This is a genomic window from Kluyvera genomosp. 1 (genome assembly GCF_001266615.1).
Taxonomy (GTDB): Bacteria; Pseudomonadota; Gammaproteobacteria; order Enterobacterales; family Enterobacteriaceae; genus Kluyvera; species Kluyvera cryocrescens_A.
The window spans coordinates 87,908-108,141 of sequence record NZ_LGHZ01000012.1 but is presented as its reverse complement, the minus strand read 5'-3'; the positions used below and the strand labels follow the sequence as shown (position 1 = coordinate 108,141).

Sequence of the window (20,234 nt, the reverse complement as noted above, 5' to 3'; positions counted from 1 at the left end):
GGAAGGCGGCGAGTGAATGAGGTCCAGGAATGGAAAGGGCGCTATGGTACTGGATGGCGAGACGTTAGTCACCTGTCAAAATAGACCCAGTTGCCCTGTCACTATTGTAGCAAAATCGTCGTCGACAAAGGGGAGAATTCCTTCGGCAACGGGGGCTAATTGTTTTGTTAGATAGTGATCGTAATCCAGCGGCGATTGCTGATAAGCCAGCGGCTCCGGGCCATTGGTGGTCCAGACGTAGCGGATGCTGCCGCGCTGTTGGTACTGCTGTGGGCGGCTAAGTCGCACATTGTGTTCATCGGCCAGACGAGCGGCACGCACGTGCGGCGGGATATTGCGCTGGTACTCCGCCAGCGGGCGGCGCAGCTGTTTACGATACACCAGCTGTTCGTCCAATTCTCCGGCCATCAGCTTATCAATGGTTTCGCGGATGAAATCCCGGTACGGCTCATTGCGGAAGATTCGGAGATAGAGGGCCTGCTGAAACTGCTGCGCCAGCGGCGTCCAGTCGGTGCGCACGGTTTCCAATCCTTTATATAACATCCGCTGCTGGCTGCCTTCCTGAATCATCCCGGCGTAACGTTTTTTGCTGCCGGTATCCGCCCCGCGAATGGTTGGCATCAGGAAACGACAAAAGTGGGTCTCAAATTCCAACTCCAGGGCGCTGGTCAGGCCGCTTTTCTGGAGCTCATCGGCCCACCATTGGTTGACGAAGGCGACCAGCGAGCGGCCAATTTCGGCGGCTTTGTCTTCATCGTGGGCTCGCTTGAGCCAAACAAAAGTGGAGTCGGTATCACCATAAATCACGTCGTAGCCCTGCGATTCGATCAGCGCTTTGGTTTGTCGCATGATCGCATGGCCGCGCATGGTGATCGACGAGGCTAGCCGCGGATCGAAGAAGCGGCAGGCGCTGGTGCCCAATACACCATAGAAAGCATTCATGATGATCTTCAACGCCTGCGATAGCGGCTTGTTGTGCTGGCGTTTGGCCTCATCGCGAGCGTGCCAAATCTGGCTGACGATCCCCGGCAGGCAGTGTTTATCGCGGGAAAACCACGCGTCGAGAAAACCTTCGGTGCTGTGCTGCGGTTCGGGGTGGGCCATTCCTTCAATCAACCCAACCGGGTCGATCAGGAACGAACGGATGATCGAGGGATACAGACTTTTGTAATCGAGCACCAGCACCGAATCATACAGGCCAGGGCGCGAGTCCATCACGTAGCCGCCGGGGCTGGCCTGCGGCGGGACTTCGCCAAGATTGGGGGCGACATAGCCCAGGCGGTGCATCCGTGGAAAATAGAGATGGCTGAAGGCTGCGACTGAACCACCGTGTCGGTCGGCGGCCAGTCCGTTGACCGTGGCGCGTTCCAGAAGAAACGGCATGATTTCCGTTTTGTGGAAAATACGCGTCACCAGCTCGCAGTCTTTTAGGTTATAGGTGGCCAAAGCCGGTTTATCTTCGGCGAAACGGCGGTCAATTTCGTCCATTCTGTCCCATGGGTTATCGATGGCTTTACCTTCGCCCAGCAGCTCGCGCGCGACGTTTTCCAGCGAAAATGAGGAGAAGCTCCAGAAAGCGGACTTTAGCGCTTCAATGCCATCGATAATCAGCCGTCCGGCGGCTTGGGCAAAGAAGACGCCGTTTTTAAAACCGTGCTCGCGCCATTCTAGCTCGCTGCCGCCGCGCCCGAGCAGCAGCGGGACTTTGTAGCGTTCAGCACTTTTTTGCAGTACCCGAAGGTCAAACTGCACGACGTTCCAGCCGATTAGGACATCCGGATCGTATTCGGCAAACCAGGCGTTGAGCTTTTCCAGCAGCAATGGGCGGCTGGCAACGTACTCGAGATGGAAATCCACCTGCGGCGGCTGTTCGGGTGGCGAACCCAACATATAGACGGTGCGCTGGCCGCAGCCCTCAAGGCCGATGCAGTACAGCTCGCCGTGGCGGCTGGTTTCGATATCCAGTGATACCCATTTCAGCGGTGGTCGGTAGTCGGGGTTTGGCTTCATTCGCGCCTGACGAAGAGTGTTACCGCGTATGTCACCTTCGACCCATACTGGCGCCGTGATGAAGCGCTCCATCAGGTAGCGTTCCGGCGGGCGGATATCGGCTTCGTAAACGGTAACGCCATTTTCACGCAGCAGCTTGTCCAGCCGCATTAGCTGTCGATGGGCACGACAGTAAAGGCCGAAAACCGGCTGGCGATGGAAATCTTTGAGGGTAAGCGGAGCAAGGCGCAGGCCTTTTTCACCATGCAGCAGGCGTTCAACCTGCGCGCGCTGGGATTCGGGGATAAACGCCACCGACTCCTGCGGCGGCAGCGTGACCTGCAGTGGGCCGTCGTCGGTCGCCAGCCAAAAAGCCAGCTCCGTGCCTTGCGGCGTATCCCGCCAGTGACGAGTGAGTAGAAAACCTGCTTGTGGCTGCGTCACGCCTGTACCCTATCAACAAAACCAGGCCTGATTATAGCCTGGTTAAGGGTGATTTGCTGTGGTTTTATACAGTTGTGATCCGGGTAGGAGAATAATGTATCTTCGTTCTAAATGCGTGACGGCCCGGTAAACATTACGTTTCCGGGCCACAAGTTACTGCCCGTAATAGGCCTTTGCTCCGTGCTTGCGCAGGTAGTGTTTATCCAGCAGCGTTTGCTGCATCTCCGGGAGTTCTGGTGCGAGCTGACGGCAGAAGATCCCCATATAGGCAATTTCTTCCAGCACGATGGCGTTATGCACCGCATCTTCCGCATTTTTGCCCCAAGCGAACGGCCCGTGAGAATGCACCAGCACACCGGGCATCTGCGCCGGGTCAATTTCGTTTTTCCGGAAGGTTTCGACAATCACCGCGCCGGTTTCCCTCTCATAATCACCATTGATTTCCGCGTCGGTCATCAGACGTGTACAGGGTACCGCACCGTAGAAATAGTCGGCATGGGTGGTGCCGGTTGCTGGAATTGACTGCCCAGCCTGCGCCCAGATGGTGGCGTGGCGTGAGTGGGTATGAACGATACCGCCAAGCGTTGGAAAGGCCTGATACAGCAAGCGGTGCGTTGGGGTGTCCGATGAGGGCTTTTTCTTGCCTTCAACCACGTCACCCGTTTCGAGGCTCACCACCACCATATCATCGGCGGTCATCACGCTGTAGTCGACGCCGGAAGGTTTGATTACCAACACGCCGCGATCACGGTCAATGGCGCTGACGTTGCCCCAGGTTAAGGTCACCAGGTTGTGTCGGGGAAGCGCCAGGTTGGCTTCCAGTACCTGACGTTTAAGATCGTCTAACATGGTTTGCTCCGAGTCTGGATTTCCCTCACCCCGGCCCTCTCCCACAAGGAGAGGGTTAGGGTGAGGAGAGGCGGCTTAGCGTTTAGAACCGAAATACACTTCGTTCCAGCGCAGCGCATCTTTAAACGCTGGCAGACGGGTATCGTTGTCGATGACGGCGATTTCGATGTCGTGCAGTTCAGCGAACTGGCGCATATCGTCCAGCGTCAGCGCATGGCTAAATACGGTGTGATGCGCGCCGCCGGCGATAATCCACGCCTCGGACGCGGTTTCCAGATTTGGATGCGCCTTCCACAGTGCATTCGCCACCGGTAGCTTCGGCAGGTTGTGTGGGGTTTTCACCGCTTCGATGGTATTGACCAGCAGACGATAGCGGTCTCCAAGATCGATCATGCTGGCGACGATCGCCGGACCTGTCTGGGTGTTGAAGATCAGACGTGCCGGATCGGCCTTGCCACCGATGCCCAGATGCTGCACGTCAAGCAGCGGCTTGTCTTCGACCGCGATGGACGGGCAAACTTCCAGCATATGCGAACCGAGCACCAGGTCGTTACCACCGTCGAAGTGGTAGGTGTAGTCTTCCATAAATGAGGTGCCGCCCTGTAGACCGGTCGACATCACTTTCATAATGCGAAGCAGGGCGGCGGTTTTCCAGTCGCCTTCGCCCGCAAAGCCGTAGCCTTGCTGCATCAGGCGTTGCACGGCGAGGCCCGGGAGCTGCTTCAGGCCGTGTAAATCTTCAAAGGTGGTGGTGAAGGCATGGAAACCGCCTTCTTCGAGGAAGCGCTTCATCCCCAGTTCGATGCGCGCGGCGTCTAACACATTCTGACGTTTATCGCCGTGGACCTGTGCGGCTGGGCTCAGGCGATAGCTGCTTTCATATTCATCGACCAGCGCGCTGATTTCGCCATCGGTGACTGCGTTGACAACCTGTACCAGATCGCCCACTGCCCAGGTATTGACTGAGAAGCCAAACTTAATCTGCGCCGCGACTTTATCGCCGTCGGTCACCGCCACTTCGCGCATGTTGTCGCCGAAGCGGCACACTTTCAACTGACGGGTATCCAGTTTTGATACGGCCTGACGCATCCAGTCACCGATGCGCTCCTGAGCGCGTTTTTCCTGCCAGTGGCCGGTAACGACGCTATGCTGTTGACGCATACGCGCGCCGATGAAACCGAATTCGCGGCCGCCGTGTGCGGTCTGGTTCAGGTTCATAAAGTCCATATCGATGCTGTCCCACGGCAGGGAGGCATTGAACTGGGTGTGGAACTGCAGCAGCGGTTTGTTGAGCTGGGTGAGACCGTTGATCCACATCTTCGCCGGGGAGAAAGTGTGCAGCCAGACAACCAGGCCAGCACATTTGTTATCGTAGTTGGCATCGCGGCAAATTGCGGTGATCTCATCTGGACGCGTCCCCAGTGGTTTGAGCACCAGCTTGCACGGCAGCTTGGCTTCAGCATTTAAGGCATTAACCACGTGTTCCGCGTGTTGCGTCACCTGACGCAGGGTTTCAGCGCCATACAGATGCTGGCTGCCAATGACAAACCACACTTCATAATTATCAAAAACGGTCATAGTCGTATCCTTAATGAGTCAACGCTGCAGTGGAGGTCGCGGATGTGTCCGACGAAGCAGCAGGAAGATAATGGTGTTCGGCGCTTACGGCCCATTGCTGGTAGCGCTGATAGAGCTGTTCAAAGCGCTGGGCCTGCAGTGGTTGCGGTTGTAGGGTGTGTTCGACGCGGCTGGCCATCTGCTGCTGGGCGGCAGGAATATCGTTATGAATGCGCGCAGCGACGGCGGCGAAAATGGCGGCACCCAGCGCGCAGCACTGATCGGAGGCAACAATTTGCAGCGGGCGGTTGAGTACATCGCAGCAGGCCTGCATGATGACGCGGTTCTTACGGGCGATTCCCCCCAGCGCCATCACGTTATTGACCGGGATACCCTGCTCGGTGAAGCACTCCATAATGGCGCGTGCGCCAAAGGCGGTAGCGGCAATCAACCCACCGAATAGCGCCGGGGCATCGGTGGCGAGGTTTAAATCGGTGATCACCCCTTTCAGCCGTTGGTTAGCGTTCGGCGTACGACGGCCGTTAAACCAGTCGAGCACCACCGGCAGGTGGTCGAGTGACGGATTGCTGGCCCATGCTTGCGTAAGCGCCGGCAGCAGCTGTTTCTGGCTGGCTTTGATCTGTTCTTTGAGTTCAGGATGCTGGGCGGCAAGTTGTTCCAGCGGCCAGCCGAGCACGCGGCCAAACCAGGCGTAGATATCGCCGAAGGCTGACTGTCCCGCTTCCATACCGATAAAGTTCGGCACTACGCTGCCGTCAACCTGGCCGCAGATGCCTTTCACCGTCCGCGAACCGACGCTGTGTTTGTCGGCAATCAGAATGTCACAGGTAGAAGTGCCTATGACTTTGACCAGCGCGTTTGGCTGTGCGCCTGCGCCGACTGCGCCCATATGGCAGTCAAAAGCGCCACCGGAGATAACCACGTGGGTCGATAGCCCCAGGCGCTCGGCCCAGTCGGCGGTCAGCGTGCCGACGGGAACGTCCGCGGTCCAGGTTTCACTAAACAGCGGGCAGGGCAGATGCTGATTGAGAATCGGGTCAAGTTCGTCGAAGAACGCTGCCGGCGGCAGGCCGCCCCAGCTTTCATGCCACAGCGATTTATGCCCGGCGCTACAGCGACCGCGGCGAATATCCTGCGGGCGGGTAGTACCGGAAAGCAGCGCCGGAACCCAGTCGCAGAGCTCAATCCACGACGCGGCAGCCTGAGCGACGGCGCGATCTTCGCGGGTCACATGGAGGATTTTGGCCCAGAACCATTCGCTGGAATAAATCCCACCAATATAGCGGGAGTAGTCTTCTTTGCCCGGCTGGTGGCACAGGCGGGTGATGGCTTCAGCCTCTTCAACCGCCGTGTGGTCTTTCCACAGTACAAACATGGCGTTCGGGTTATCGGCAAATTCATCTTTCAATGCCAGGACGTTACCGTCGGCATCAATCGGCGCGGGAGTTGAACCGGTGCTGTCGACGCCAATACCGACGACATCTGCACGTTGGGCGCTGGATAGTTCTGCCAGAACGCCTTTCAGGGCGGCTTCCATCGACTCGATATAGTCGCGAGGATGATGGCGGAAGCGGTTATTCGGCGCGTCGCAGAAACGCCCTTCCTGCCAGCGCGGATACCATTCGACGCTGGTAGCGATTTCTTCACCCGTCGCGCAATCCACTGCCAGGGCGCGGACTGAGTCACTACCAAAATCGAGGCCAATTGCGATTGCCATCGTGTTACTCCATCTCAAAGAAAACGTGATAGTGAAACAGTAGATATCTCCGCTAAAAACCGTCAGGCAGGAACCGCTAATCTTATGGATGATCTTGCTGTGAGGTCTCAAAGTGTGACGCCGTGCAAATAATCAATGTGGACTTTTCTGCCGTCTTTATAGACACTTCAGTTGTCGTCCTGAGCGCCGCTCTTTCCCGTGCTAATTCTCTAAGTGCCTTGAAATAACGGGGTTGACAGCCGCTCTGGTTCTGTTGTTGATTTACCGCGTCAGCCGTAAGGATAAAAAGCAGAATATGGATAATTGGTTTCTTGAGATATCAATGAGGGTGAGCTGAAATGGCTGAAATGCAAAACGATCCCCTGCTGCCAGGCTACTCGTTTAATGCCCATCTGGTGGCCGGGTTAACGCCGATTGAGGCCGGAGGATATTTGGATTTTTTCATCGACCGACCGCTCGGGATGAAAGGGTTTATTCTGAATATGACGGTGCGCGGAGAAGGGGTGATTGAAAATCAGGGCAAACAGTTTGTCTGCCGTCAGGGCGATATGCTGCTGTTCCCGCCGGGTGAAATTCACCATTACGGTCGCCATCCTGATGCCAGCGAGTGGTATCACCAATGGGTTTACTTCCGTCCGCGTGCCTACTGGCACGAGTGGTTGAATTGGCCAGCAATTGTGGCTCAAACCGGCTTTTATCGGCCCGATGAGGCGCATCAGGCCGAAATCACCAATCTGTTTGGCAAGATTATTGATGCCGGACAGGGCGTAGGACGTTACTCGGAGCTGCTGGCCATCAATCTGCTGGAGCAATTGCTGCTGCGGCGGATGGAGGCAATCAACGAGTCACTGCATCCGCCAATGGATAACCGGGTGCGCGATGCCTGCCAGTACATTAGCGATCATTTGGCCGATAACCACTTTGAAATCGCCAGCGTCGCCCAGCATGTCTGCCTGTCACCATCGCGTCTGTCGCACCTGTTCCGCCAACAGCTTGGGGTGAGCGTGCTGAGCTGGCGTGAAGACCAGCGCATCAGCCAGGCAAAGCTATTGCTGAGCACTACACGAATGCCTATTGCCAGCGTAGGGCGTAATGTCGGCTTTGAAGATCAGCTTTATTTCTCGCGGGTCTTTAAAAAATGCACCGGCGCTAGCCCGAGCGAATTCCGTGCCGGGTGTGAATAAAAAGTAAAGAAAAGGAAATGCACTGTGTCGGGTTTTGTCTTTGCCAGTAAACTCTAAAGACAATTGAACGCTTGACGATGCAGGGGGCGCTCCGGAGAATCCCTGCTTCGTTTGCAAACCGGGCACACTATGCAAGAACTGCTGGAACACTTTATTACGCAATCCACGACCTATTCTCTGATTGCGGTAGCGCTGGTCGCATTTCTGGAATCCCTGGCGTTGGTCGGTTTGATTCTGCCGGGTACCGTGATGATGGCGGGGCTGGGTGCGCTGATTGGCAGCGGCGAGGTGAATTTCTGGCAAGCGTGGCTGGTGGGGATCATCGGCTGTTTACTGGGTGATTGGATCTCTTTCTGGCTGGGGTGGCGTTTTAAGAAGCCGCTGCACCGCTGGTCGTTTATGAAGAAAAACCGCGCGCTGCTGGATAAAACAGAGCACGCGCTGCATCAGCACAGCATGATAACCATTCTGATTGGTCGCTTTGTCGGCCCGACGCGCCCGTTGGTACCGATGGTTGCCGGGATGCTTGACCTGCCGATCGCCAAATTCATTACGCCCAACATCATCGGCTGCGTGCTGTGGCCACCGCTGTACTTCCTGCCGGGGATCCTGGCTGGAGCGGCCATCGATATTCCGGCGGATGAAAATAGCGCGAGCTTTAAATGGATGTTATTGGCGGCGGCGATACTGCTGTGGGTTGGCGGCTGGCTGTGCTGGCGTCTGTGGCGTAGTGCCAGCCAGAATCACGACCGCCTGAGTGTATATTTACCCCGCCAGCGTCTGCTGTTGCTGGCTCCGCTGGTGACCGGTGTGGCGGTGGTGGCGCTGGTTAGCGTGATTCGTCATCCGCTGATGCCGGTGTATATCGATATTTTACGCAAAGTGGTGGGTCTGTAACCAAAACGCTGCCGGAGCTGTAGGTCACGCCCGGCAGTGACTTACGCTTTGATGCCCAGCAGGGCGGAAGCGCTAGCGTTCCCGCTGAGCAGTTCCTGAGTGTCACCATCCCAGGCGATACGCCCCTCGGCAATGACCATCGCGCGTGTAGCAATACGCGCCGCATCTTCCACGCTGTGCGACACCATCAGCAGTGTCAATTGCTGACGCTCGCAGACGTCGTCGACGAGTTGCAGCATCTCCTGACGAAGCGCCGGATCGAGCGCGGAAAAGGGTTCATCCAGCAGTAAAATGGGTTGATCTCGCACCAGGCAGCGCGCCAGCGCCGCGCGTTGACGCTGGCCACCGGAAAGCTCGCCGGGCAACCGATCGAGCATCGTCTCAATGCTCATCTGTCCGGCAATCACCTGTAGTTTCCGCTGTTGTTCTGCGGTGAGTTTCAGCCGTGGGCTCATTCCCAGGCTAATGTTCTGGCGTACCGTCAGGTGGCTAAACAGATTGTTTTCCTGAAACAGCATCGACACCGGTCGTTTAGAGGGCGGCGTATCCGTGTGGATGCGGCCTTCCAGCATAATCGTCCCGCTGGCCGGCGGCAGAAAACCGGCGATCAAATTGAGCAGCGTGGATTTACCCGCCCCGCTAGGGCCGAGAATCGCCACTTTTTCGCCCTGAGCGATGGACGTAGTGAAGCGCATCGGCAAGTGCTGATACAGCCAGGTGACATCATTGAGTTTTAGCATGGCGTCCGGGTAACTTTTCGATAACGGTAAACAGAGCAAAGCACAGTAACAGTAGAATCAGCGCGGTCACCGCGCCATCCTGGCTACGGTAGGCGCCAATTTGCTGGTAGAGATAAAATGGCAGCGTGCGGAAATTCTCGTTGCCGAACAGCGCCACGACGCCAAAATCACCAATCGACAGGACGCAGGCGAAGGCCAGCGCTTGCGCCAGCGGCCTTTTCAGTGCCCGTAGTTCGACCACCCGCAGGCGGTTAAAACCGGCGAGACCCAGTGAGTCGCACAAAATGGTGTAGCGGGCGGTAATGTCACGCATCGGCGTTTCCAGCACTTTGATTGCATACGGCACCGCCATCAACGCGTTAGTGAAAATCACGATGCCGTCGGCGGATTCCGGCAGGCCAACGGTATTGTTCAGCAGCAGGAAGAAGCCGGTGGCCAGAACGATCCCCGGCATCGCCAGAATTAACATTCCGCTCAGTTCCATCGCCTGTCCGGCCAGCGGCTGGTTGCGTGCCCGTAGCTCGCGGCTGCTCCACAGCAGCATCATGGTGAGTATGACGCACAATATGCCGGCGGCAAGAGCGATACGCAGCGAGGTGCCAATGGCTTGCCACAAAATCGGCTGCTGTAACACCTGCCACAGGCTGGCGTTGATACCGTCAAACACCACCGCCAGCAGTGGTGGCAGTAGCAGTAATAGTGTGAGAAAAATCAGCAGCGTGTCGCTAATCCGGCTGTACCAGCGGTCATCGGGGTCCCGCCAGCCGTGGACCTGCGTATTGCCGACGGCGATCGTCCGACTTAAGCGCTGGCTTAACAGTACCAGCGCCAGACAGCAGGTCATTTGAATGATTGCCAGCATGGCCGCGCGGGCCGGGTCATAATCGAAGTTCAGTGCCTGATAAATAGCCAGCTCAATTGTGGTAGCGGAAGGCCCGCCGCCCAATGACAGCACGGTAGCGAAGCTGGCAAAACAGAGCATAAAAATCAGCGTGGCGATGGGCAGAATTTGCCGCCGCATCCATGGCCATTCGACGTAGCGGAAAAACGAATAGCCGCGCATACCAAGCTGTGCCGCGAGCTGACGCTGTTCACCGGGTATTTGCTCCAGCGCTTGCAGCAACAGACGGGTTGCCATCGGCATATTGAAGAAGACATGTGCCAGCAAAATACCCTGCAAGCCGTAGGGCGAGAAGTTCCATTGCCAGCCGAGCCACGCATAAAGCTGCGCCAGCCAACCCTGACGCCCGTAGACGCTCAGAATACCAAACACGGCGACCAGCACCGGTAAAATCAGCGTCATTGCGCACAGCCGCAGCAATAGCTGACGGCCGGGGAAGCGGCGCCGGTAGAGCGCACGAGCGAGGAAAATGGCCGGGATAACCGACAGCAGCGCGGAAAGAAACGCCTGCCAGAAGGAGAAGCGCACCACGTGCCACAGGTAGCTATCGCCGAGCAGCGTCGACCACGAGAATTCTGGCGCATTGAGCCACAGCGCCAGAAACGCCGCCAGGGCGACGGCCACCATCAACGCGGTGGCCGTGAGCCCTGGGTAAAGCCAGCGGGGAATTAACGGCTGGCTGCGCGAAGCCATGCGTTAATCCAGTTTTGACGTTCGGTTGCAACCTGCTGTGGCGTAAACTCCAGCGCGGTTTGTGGTTTCACCAGGCTGTTAAAACCGTCCGGCAGCGTGACCTGGGTAACCGGATACATCCAGTTGCCGGTCGGGATGGCGTTCTGGAACGCCGGGGAGACCATAAAGTTCAGGAACTCATCTGCCAGTTTCTGTTGCTTGCTGGCGGCGGTTTTCGCGGCCACTTCCACCTGCAGATAGTGCCCTTCGGTAAAGGCGGCGGCCGCGTAGTTATCTTTTTTCTCTTCGATAATGTGGTACGCCGGAGACGTGGTGTAGCTCAGCACCAGATCGCTTTCCCCTTTCAGGAACAGGCCATAGGCTTCGCTCCAGCCTTTGGTCACGGTGACGGTTTTGGCCGCCAGTTTCTGCCAGGCTTCTGGCGCTTTGTCGCCATAGACTTTCTGCATCCACAGCAGCAGGCCTAAGCCCGGCGTACTGGTGCGTGGGTCCTGGTAAATGACACGCCATTTCTGATCGCTCTCAACCAGCTCTTTCAAGCTTTTCGGCGGGTTTTTCAGTTTGTTTTTATCGTAGACGAAGGCGAAGTAGCCGTAGTCGAATGGTACGAAGGTATCGTTCGTCCAGCCGCCGGGGACGCTGACTGCGCTGGCAGGAACGTTGCTTTTGGCAAACAGCTTAGTGTCAGTTGCGGCTTGCAGCAGGTTGTTATCCAGACCTAATACCACGTCGGCTTTGCTGTTTTTGCCTTCCATCCGCAGACGGTTAAGCAGCGATACGCCGTCTTCCAGCGCCACGAATTTCAGTTCGCAGTTACAATCGGCTTCAAAGGCTTTTTTCACCGCAGGTCCAGGGCCCCAGTCGGCGGCGAAAGAGTCATAGGTATAAACCGTCAAAACCGGTTTTGCGAAGGCGGGAGCGGCCACCAGGAGCAGCAGGGGGAGTAATTTTTTGAACACTTTGCACCTTTAGTATATGGGTGGCAAAGGATTTTGAGTGAGCCTCAAATCCCTTCGCCGGGATTATCCGGATCAGGTTCGACGGGTATTATCTCAGCCCATACACTTCATCCTTCGAGCTGCCTCTGCGTTGGCTGCACTCGTTCGCCGCCTTGATGCAGCTCAAATGATTTCGTGTATGTTTTTTAGCACCCCGTTGAGAACGGCACATTGTAATGATTACGTGAATAAATCAAAAGCCTTAAGCGCGATCTCTCCGGCGCTAGGGATCCGGTGGAGCAAACCACGCCGATTTAAAGTCAAACCAGCCTAAGGTGTTCATGCGTACGCCGCGCATACTGCGCTGCCCCTGGATCATCAGCCAGTGGTGGATCAGCGGCACCACTGACTGGTTTGCCAGAAGTTGCTGACACCAGTCTGCCTGTTGCAGATCGCCCGCTCGCCAGCGTTCTGCATCCTGTTCCCAGTCGATGGGCACGCAGTGACGAATCAGCGGCACTTCATACAGATAGGCTAAAAGAGAAAAGTCCAGCGGCAGCGTGAAGTTGGCGCTATTGAGCCAAACGTCACTCACGGCTTCACCACGATGCCACTCGTCATAATCCACTTCCTGAATATTTAGCGTGACCTGATGCTCCGCCAGCAGTGCCTGCATAATACGGCCAATGGTTTTATGCTCGACGTGTTCCCGATAATAGGTGAGCGTGACGGATTCCAGTCCTGCGGGTTTTTCACAGGCGAGGCTGCGCGCATGGTGCCAGCGTGGCAACAGACCGTAGGCCGGGAACCAATGGCTCTGATGCTGTTCACCCGCATGATAGAGCAGGTTGTTGGGATGGAACACGTGGCTCAACCACTGGCGCACCGATGGATTATTGCCCAGTGGGCTGCGTGCATCGAAAAGAAGGTAGTAGCAGCCTTCTTCCAGTCGGCTTTCTATCGCTTTTTCGCTTTGCGTTGTGCCCTGGAGCGTCAGGCCGCAGTTATTTTCTTCCCCAATTTCCGGCAGTACCCAGACGTTAACTTCATCAATTAAAGCGCGGAAGCCAAAGTAGTCATCAAAGGCGTGGATTTTCAGCTGGTTTTGGTTATTGCGCGACACAGCATACGGCCCGGTACCGACGGGCATGCGGGAAAAATCGGGCAGCGATTGCCACTCGCGTGGCAGGATCATGGCCGAGACCTGGCCTAGCAGTAGCGGCAGCCAGCGGTCAGGTTGGATGAGGTGAACGTCGAGCGTCCAGGCGGTCGGGGAGTCGATGCGCGCAATATTGGAGAACAGCGGCAACGTCATGCTGCGATGGAGTGATGCAATGACGTCTTCCATTTCCAGTTCACGGCCGTGATGAAAATGAATGCCGGGACGCAAATAAAAACGCCAGTGTAATGGGGAAATGGCTTGCCAATGGTGCGCAATATCGGCTTCCAGTTCCCCATTTACTTCGTTCACCCGGGTCAAAGCGCTAAAAATCTGCCGCGCAATGTGCGTTTCTGAACGCCGCAGTGCGGTTCCTGGTAGTAAATTGTGCATGGGTCGGTAGTAAAGCACGCGTAAAATATGCCGCCCCTGGCGGAAACTACGCCCTAAATGCGACACCAGCATCTGACGCACCGCCGCTTTATCACCGACTAGCTGTACCAACTGATCGATCCGATCCTGCTCCAGTAGATCCTCTGCGCGCTGCTGCTGTAGCGCAAGGCCGGTATAGAGGAAGTGCAGCTTAGAGCGCTTGCCGCGCCCGACTTCCGCCTCCCAGGTCAGCCAGCCACGCGCCTCCATGGTGTTCAACAGCGTACGCATATGGCGGCGGGAACAGTTCAGCAGTTCGGCCAGATCGTTAAGCGTCGTCTCCTGCGATTTACCTTCGCAGCACTGCCATAAGCGGATGAATTGTTGTTGCAGTCGACCTGAAGGCATAAAAGAGGAACTCCCGCGAAAAACTCAGCAATTTATTAATCCCTATATTAAGCCAATAATGGCTTTCGATGAAGCGAGGAGGTGTCTACCCGTCGTCTTTCAGGTTGCGGATGCATTGGCTGCGCTGACTCGCCCCGGCCACATCGGGGATTATCAGGTTTGCGGTTTACCGGCAACGTGAAAGCCATAAGGTAGATGAGGAGGTCACTATGTATCAGTTTTACCAGCGTTATTTTTCTGCTACCAAACAGGTTTCCTGGCTGGCCCGTCAGGCAACTGCGCAGCGGCTTGAAGTGCTGAACTATCTGATGCAGTGGGAAGTTACGAAACCGACCTCTGAGCATTAATTCGCCTAATCATGTGTGACTGAGTATTTGCCAGCAGGTATTATCTGCTGGCTTTTTTTTATTCTTTCGCGTGCTTAAAGGATTTCACATGCTCTGGTTAATGACGATGGGACGACGTCTCAACGGTGTGTACGCTGCTTTTATGATGGTGGCGTTTATGATGGGGATCGCAGGAGCGCTACAGGCGCCGACGTTGAGCCTGTATCTCAGCCGTGAGGTCGGCGTACAGCCGTTCTGGGTTGGCCTGTTCTACACCGTCAATGCGGTGGCCGGGATTGTCGTCAGCCTCGGTCTGGCAAAGCGATCCGATAGCCGGGGTGACCGGCGTAAGCTGATTATGTTCTGCTGCCTGATGGCGGTTGGCAACGCACTGCTTTTCGCTTTTAATCGCCATTACCTGACGCTGATTACCTGCGGCGTGCTGCTGGCCTCGATTGCCAACGCCGCCATGCCGCAGCTGTTTGCCCTGGCGCGCGAATATGCCGACAGTTCGGCCCGTGAAGTGGTGATGTTTAGCTCGGTGATGCGTGCGCAGCTTTCGCTGGCGTGGGTAATTGGCCCGCCGTTGGCCTTTATGCTGGCGCTGAACTATGGCTTCACCGCCATGTTCTCTATTGCGGCCGCTATTTTTGCCATTAGCCTGGCGCTGATTGCGCTGACGCTGCCTTCGGTGGCGCGGGTAGAGCAGCCCAGCGAGGTCGAACAGCATCAGTTGAGCGGCTGGAAGGACAGCAACGTGCGCATGCTGTTTATTGCGTCGACGCTGATGTGGACCTGTAACACCATGTATATCATCGATATGCCGTTGTGGATCAGCAGCGATCTCGGGCTACCGGACAGCCTGGCGGGGATCCTGATGGGTACCGCGGCGGGGCTTGAAATTCCGGCGATGATCCTTGCGGGCTTCTACGTGAAGCGTTTTGGTAAACGGCGAATGATGGTGACGGCGGTGGCGGCGGGCGTTCTGTTCTACGTTGGGCTGATTTTCTTCCATAGCCACACGTCTCTTTTGGTTCTGCAACTGTTTAACGCCGTATTTATTGGTATTGTTGCCGGGATTGGCATGCTCTGGTTTCAGGATTTGATGCCGGGACGCGCAGGGGCGGCGACCACGCTGTTTACTAACAGTATTTCAACCGGGGTGATCCTTGCGGGTATCGTGCAGGGGGCGCTGGCGCAAAGCTTTGGCCATTTTTCGGTGTACTGGGTGATTGCCGGAATTTCCGTGGTCACGCTGGCGATGACTTGCCGGGTGAAGGACGTGTGAGATGATGATGCCGGATGCGTGGGCATCCGGCATAAGCGGTGTTAACGCATGAATGCCGGCTGCTTATTCTCATAAGCAGAAATGGAATCTTCATGCTGCAGCGTCAGGCCGATGCTGTCGAGGCCATTAATCATGCAGTGGCGGCGGAAGTCGTCGATTTTAAAGCTATAAGACTTATCGCCCGCTTTCACCACCTGCGCTTCCAGGTCCACTTCAAATTTAATTCCCGGATTGGCTTTCACCAGCGTAAACAGCTCATCGACCTGCTCATCGCTCAGGGTCACCGGCAGCAATTGGTTGTTAAAGCTGTTGCCGTAGAAGATGTCGGCGAAGCTTGGCGCGATCACCACTTTGAAACCGTAGTCGGTCAGCGCCCACGGCGCGTGTTCACGTGAGGAACCGCAGCCGAAGTTTTCACGCGCAAGTAAAATAGACGCGCCTTTGAACTCTGGGAAGTTCAGTACGAACTCAGGATTCGGCTGCTCGCCTTTGTCGTCGAGGAAGCGCCAGTCGTTAAACAGGTGTGCGCCAAAACCGGTACGGGTCACCTTCTGCAAAAACTGTTTCGGGATAATCGCATCGGTATCGACGTTCGCGGCATCCAGCGGCACCACCAGTCCCGTATGTTGGGTAAATTTCTCTGCCATGATGGTTTCCTTATTTCATGCTACGAATATCGGCGAAATGGCCGGTTACCGCGGCCGCTGCGGCCATCGCCGGGCTAACCAGGTGAGTACGGCCACCGCGGCCCTGACGGCCTTCAAAGTTACGGTTACTGGTGGATGCACAGCGTTCGCCCGGGTTCAGGCGGTCGTTGTTCATCGCCAGGCACATGGAGCAGCCCGGCAGACGCCATTCAAAACCGGCTTCGATAAAGATCTTATCCAGACCTTCTGCTTCAGCCTGCGCTTTTACCGGGCCGGAGCCAGGCACAACCAGCGCCTGCACGCCAGGCGCGACTTTACGGCCTTTGGCGATTTCTGCCGCCGCACGTAAATCTTCAATGCGCGAGTTGGTGCAGGAACCGATAAACACTTTATCGATAGCGACATCAGTCAGCGGGATACCCGGCTTGAGCCCCATATAAGCCAGCGCTTTCTCGGCGCTGGCGCGCTCGACGGGATCGTTAAAGGAAGCCGGGTCCGGAATGTTGTCATTCACGGAGATCACTTGTCCCGGGTTGGTGCCCCAGGTCACCTGCGGTGCGATGTCTTCGGCTTGCAGCGTGACAACGTTGTCAAAGGTCGCGCCGTCGTCAGTTTTCAGGGTTTTCCAGTAGCTCACCGCATCGTCAAAGTCTTTGCCTTTCGGCGCGTGCAGACGGCCTTCGACATAGTTGAAGGTGGTGTCGTCTGGCGCCACCAGGCCTGCTTTCGCGCCCAGTTCGATGGCCATATTACACAGAGTCATACGGCCTTCCATGGTCAGGTCACGAATGGCCTGACCGCAGAATTCCACGACGTAACCGGTGCCGCCTGCGCTGCCGGTTTTACCGATAATCGCCAGGACAATATCTTTGGCTGTAATGCCAGGCGCTGCTTTGCCGTTGACTTCAATCTTCATGGTTTTTGCGCGACCCTGTTTCAGCGTCTGAGTCGCCAGCACGTGTTCGACTTCCGAGGTGCCGATACCAAACGCCAGTGCGCCAAACGCGCCGTGGGTCGCAGTGTGGGAGTCGCCGCAGACAATGGTCATCCCCGGCAGGGTGACGCCTTGTTCCGGCCCCATGACGTGGACGATACCCTGATAAGGGTGGTTCAGATCGTACAGCTCAACACCAAACTCGTTGCAGTTCTTAATCAACTCCTGCATCTGGATACGCGCCATTTCGCCGGAGGCGTTAATGTCTTTCGTCTGAGTTGAAACGTTGTGATCCATGGTGGCGAAGGTTTTGCCCGGCTGACGTACCGGGCGCTTGTGCGCACGCAGGCCGTCAAACGCCTGTGGTGAAGTGACTTCGTGCACCAGGTGGCGATCGATGTACAGTAATGGCGTTTCATTTGGCGCTTCAAAGACCACGTGAGCATCAAACAATTTTTCGTATAAAGTCTTCGCCATGGTTACACCCCTTCGGCAACGTAGCGGGCAATGATGTCGCCCATTTCATCGGTACTGACAGCCGCGCCGCCGCGGGCTAAATCGCTGGTGCGAACGCCTTCTTCCAGCGCGCGGTTGATTGCGGCTTCAATGGCGGAAGCGGCGTCGTTGGCATCCAGGCTATAGCGCAGCAACAGCGCCAGCGACAGAATTTGCGCGATTGGGTTGGCGATATTTTTCCCTGCGATATCCGGGGCCGAGCCGCCGGCTGGTTCGTACAGACCGAAACCTTCTTCGTTCAAGCTGGCAGATGGCAGCATTCCCATGGAACCGGTGATCATCGCGCATTCGTCGGAGAGAATGTCGCCGAACAGGTTAGAACACAGCACCACGTCAAACTGGGATGGGTCTTTAATCAGCTGCATGGTGGCGTTGTCGATGTACATATGGGACAGCGCAACGTCCGGATACTCTTTGCTGATTTCGCTGACGATTTCGCGCCACAGAATAGAAGACTGCAGCACGTTGGATTTGTCGATCGAGGTCACTTTGTGACGGCGTTTGCGCGCAGATTCAAAAGCAATGCGGGCAATACGCTCAATTTCAAAACGGTGATACACCTCGGTATCAAACGCTTTCTCGTGCTGACCGCTGCCTTCACGGCCTTTCGGCTGACCGAAGTAGATGCCGCCGGTCAGTTCACGGACGCAAAGAATATCGAAGCCGTTGGCGGCGATATCGGCGCGCAGTGGGCAAAACTCTTCCAGCCCCTGATACAGCTTCGCTGGACGCAGGTTACTGAACAGTTTGAAGTGTTTACGCAGCGGCAGCAGGGCTCCGCGCTCTGGCTGCTGCACTGGCGGCAGGTTTTCCCATTTTGGGCCACCTACGGAGCCAAACAGAATGGCATCGGCCTGGTCGCAACCGTCAACGGTCGCCTGTGGCAAAGGCTCACCGTGGCGGTCGATGGCGATACCACCGACATCGTAATGGCTGGTGGTGATACGCATATCAAAACGTTGGCGCACGGCTTCCAGTACTTTCAATGCCTGTGTCATGACTTCAGGGCCAATACCGTCACCTGGTAACACAGCAATATGGTAATTCTTCGACATTACACGGTTTCCTTGTTGTTCTCGTTATTCTTAATTTTGCGTTGCAATTCTTTTTCGACTTCGGCGGCGCGCCAGATATTGTTCAGCACGTGGACCATCGCTTTCGCGGAGGATTCGACGATATCCGTCGCCAGGCCAACGCCATGGAAACGACGACCGTTATGGGTGACGACGATATCAACCTGACCCAGCGCGTCTTTCCCCTGGCCTTTTGCATTCAGGTCATATTTGACCAGTTCAACGTCATAGCCGGTAATACGGTTAATCGCCTGGTAAATCGCATCGACCGGACCGTTACCGTTAGCGGCTTCGGCTTTGCTCTCTTCACCGCAGGCCAGCTTAACGGAAGCGGTGGCGATATCGCTGGAGCCGGACTGCACGCTGAAGTAGTCCAGACGGAAGTGTTCTGGCTCTTCCTGCTGTTTGTTGATGAAGGCCAGCGCTTCCAAATCGTAGTCAAAGACCTGACCTTTTTTGTCCGCCAGTTTCAGGAAGGCGTCGTACAGGTGATCCATGTTGTAGTCGGTATCTTTGTAGCCCATCTCTTCCATACGGTGTTTCACGGCGGCGCGGCCGGAGCGTGACGTCAGGTTCAACTGAATCTGGTTCAGACCGATGGATTCCGGAGTCATGATTTCGTAGTTTTCGCGGTTCTTCAGTACGCCATCCTGGTGGATGCCGGAAGAATGGGCGAAGGCGCCGGTGCCGACGATGGCTTTGTTCGCCGGGATCGGCATGTTGCAAATCTGGCTGACGGTCTGGCTGGTACGCCAGATTTCGTTATGGTTGATGGCGGTGTGCACTTTCATGATGTCTTTGCGCACTTTAATCGCCATGATGACTTCTTCTAAAGAACAGTTACCCGCACGTTCACCGATACCGTTCATCGCGCCTTCAACCTGACGTGCGCCCGCATGGACTGCGGCCAGGGAGTTACCGACCGCCATGCCTAAATCGTCGTGGGTGTGAACGGAGATGATTGCTTTGTCGATATTCGGTACGCGCTCATACAGGCCGGTAATGATATTGGAGAACTCGAATGGCAGGGTATAGCCGACGGTATCCGGGATATTAATGGTGGTTGCGCCAGCATTAATGGCGGCTTCAACCACGCGAGCCAATTGGTCGATTGGCGTACGGCCCGCATCTTCACAAGAAAACTCTACGTCATCGGTATAGTTACGTGCGCGTTTCACCATGTAGACCGCACGTTCAATGACCTCTTCCAGCGTGCTGCGCAGCTTGGTGGCGATGTGCATAGGCGACGTGGCGATAAAGGTATGAATCCGGAAGGCTTCCGCTACCTTCAACGATTCGGCGGCGACATCGATATCCTGCTCTACGCAGCGGGCCAGTGCACAGACGCGGCTGTTTTTGATATTACGGGCGATGGTCTGTACAGACTCGAAATCGCCAGGGGAAGAGACCGGGAAGCCGACTTCCATTACGTCAACGCCCATACGCTCGAGGGCGAAGGCAATCTGCAGCTTCTCTTTCACGCTCAGGCTTGCCTGTAATGCCTGTTCACCATCACGTAAGGTCGTATCAAAAATAATGACTTGCTGGCTCATGGTTTAGGTCCTTGGTTTACTTGGGCGC

The 20,234-nt window shown here is 56.1% G+C and carries 16 protein-coding genes and 1 riboswitch; of the genes, 4 read left to right on the top strand and 12 right to left on the bottom strand.

The annotated features are described in order from the left end of the window. Positions 1 to 75: 75 nt before the first annotated feature. The 4 genes from polB to araB form a co-directional block, all read right to left on the bottom strand. Positions 76 to 2,433 (bottom strand): DNA polymerase II, encoded by a 2,358-nt coding sequence (polB, locus tag KP80_RS07985; RefSeq protein ID WP_052283066.1) that lies wholly within the window; start codon positions 2,431 to 2,433, stop codon positions 76 to 78. 153 nt (positions 2,434 to 2,586) lie between these two features. After that, positions 2,587 to 3,282 carry an L-ribulose-5-phosphate 4-epimerase gene (gene araD, locus KP80_RS07980; protein ID WP_052283065.1) on the bottom strand — a complete coding sequence of 232 codons (696 nt, stop codon included), beginning with the start codon at positions 3,280 to 3,282 and terminating at the stop codon, positions 2,587 to 2,589. Positions 3,283 to 3,357: 75 nt separating this feature from the next. Beyond that, positions 3,358 to 4,860 carry an L-arabinose isomerase gene (gene araA / locus KP80_RS07975; RefSeq protein ID WP_052283064.1) on the bottom strand — a complete coding sequence of 501 codons (1,503 nt, stop codon included), beginning with the start codon at positions 4,858 to 4,860 and terminating at the stop codon, positions 3,358 to 3,360. 10 nt (positions 4,861 to 4,870) lie between these two features. Beyond that, positions 4,871 to 6,577 carry a ribulokinase gene (araB, locus tag KP80_RS07970; RefSeq protein WP_052283063.1) on the bottom strand — a complete coding sequence of 569 codons (1,707 nt, stop codon included), beginning with the start codon at positions 6,575 to 6,577 and terminating at the stop codon, positions 4,871 to 4,873. A 338-nt stretch (positions 6,578 to 6,915) separates the two neighbouring features. Here araB and araC point away from each other — a divergent pair, with 338 nt between their 5' ends. Next, positions 6,916 to 7,761: an arabinose operon transcriptional regulator AraC gene (araC, locus tag KP80_RS07965; RefSeq protein WP_052283062.1), complete on the top strand. Its 846-nt coding sequence runs from the start codon at positions 6,916 to 6,918 to the stop codon at positions 7,759 to 7,761. Positions 7,762 to 7,890: 129 nt separating this feature from the next. Then, positions 7,891 to 8,658, top strand: coding sequence for a DedA family protein (locus KP80_RS07960; RefSeq protein ID WP_052283061.1), 768 nt, complete (start codon positions 7,891 to 7,893; stop codon positions 8,656 to 8,658). A 41-nt stretch (positions 8,659 to 8,699) separates the two neighbouring features. On the opposite strand, the gene thiQ is transcribed toward KP80_RS07960, so the two are convergent. The 4 genes from thiQ to sgrR all read right to left on the bottom strand — a co-directional run bounded on the left by thiQ (position 8,700) and on the right by sgrR (position 13,869). Continuing rightward, on the bottom strand, positions 8,700 to 9,398 hold the full coding sequence (gene thiQ / locus KP80_RS07955) for a thiamine ABC transporter ATP-binding protein ThiQ (protein WP_052283060.1): 699 nt from the start codon (positions 9,396 to 9,398) through the stop codon (positions 8,700 to 8,702). Beyond that, complete coding sequence (thiP, locus tag KP80_RS07950) at positions 9,382 to 10,992, bottom strand: thiamine/thiamine pyrophosphate ABC transporter permease ThiP (protein WP_052283059.1); 1,611 nt, start codon at positions 10,990 to 10,992, stop codon at positions 9,382 to 9,384. The genes thiQ and thiP overlap by 17 nt, the downstream gene beginning before the upstream one ends. After that, entirely contained in the window at positions 10,968 to 11,951 is a 984-nt protein-coding gene (gene thiB / locus KP80_RS07945) for a thiamine ABC transporter substrate binding subunit (protein ID WP_052283058.1), read from the bottom strand. The genes thiP and thiB overlap by 25 nt, the downstream gene beginning before the upstream one ends. A gap of 31 nt (positions 11,952 to 11,982) precedes the next feature. Then, a riboswitch (TPP riboswitch) is annotated at positions 11,983 to 12,157 on the bottom strand. A gap of 56 nt (positions 12,158 to 12,213) precedes the next feature. Further along, positions 12,214 to 13,869 (bottom strand): HTH-type transcriptional regulator SgrR, encoded by a 1,656-nt coding sequence (gene sgrR, locus KP80_RS07940; protein WP_052283057.1) that lies wholly within the window; start codon positions 13,867 to 13,869, stop codon positions 12,214 to 12,216. A gap of 209 nt (positions 13,870 to 14,078) precedes the next feature. On the opposite strand from sgrR, the gene sgrT reads away from it, so the two are divergent. After that, positions 14,079 to 14,216, top strand: a complete 138-nt coding sequence (gene sgrT, locus KP80_RS22330) for a glucose uptake inhibitor SgrT (protein WP_072129073.1) — start codon at positions 14,079 to 14,081, stop codon at positions 14,214 to 14,216. Between the two features lie 88 nt (positions 14,217 to 14,304). After that, positions 14,305 to 15,483, top strand: a complete 1,179-nt coding sequence (locus KP80_RS07935) for a sugar efflux transporter (protein ID WP_052283056.1) — start codon at positions 14,305 to 14,307, stop codon at positions 15,481 to 15,483. Positions 15,484 to 15,524: 41 nt separating this feature from the next. Here the strand turns inward: KP80_RS07935 and leuD are convergent, their stop codons facing one another. The 4 genes from leuD to leuA are packed head-to-tail and all read right to left on the bottom strand — an operon-like array spanning position 15,525 to position 20,206. Beyond that, positions 15,525 to 16,130 (bottom strand): 3-isopropylmalate dehydratase small subunit, encoded by a 606-nt coding sequence (gene leuD / locus KP80_RS07930; RefSeq protein WP_052283055.1) that lies wholly within the window; start codon positions 16,128 to 16,130, stop codon positions 15,525 to 15,527. Positions 16,131 to 16,140: 10 nt separating this feature from the next. After that, on the bottom strand, positions 16,141 to 17,541 hold the full coding sequence (leuC, locus tag KP80_RS07925) for a 3-isopropylmalate dehydratase large subunit (RefSeq protein WP_052283054.1): 1,401 nt from the start codon (positions 17,539 to 17,541) through the stop codon (positions 16,141 to 16,143). A 2-nt stretch (positions 17,542 to 17,543) separates the two neighbouring features. Continuing rightward, positions 17,544 to 18,635 (bottom strand): 3-isopropylmalate dehydrogenase, encoded by a 1,092-nt coding sequence (gene leuB / locus KP80_RS07920; RefSeq protein WP_052283053.1) that lies wholly within the window; start codon positions 18,633 to 18,635, stop codon positions 17,544 to 17,546. Beyond that, positions 18,635 to 20,206: a 2-isopropylmalate synthase gene (gene leuA / locus KP80_RS07915; RefSeq protein ID WP_052283052.1), complete on the bottom strand. Its 1,572-nt coding sequence runs from the start codon at positions 20,204 to 20,206 to the stop codon at positions 18,635 to 18,637. The genes leuB and leuA overlap by 1 nt, the downstream gene beginning before the upstream one ends. Positions 20,207 to 20,234: the final 28 nt, after the last annotated feature.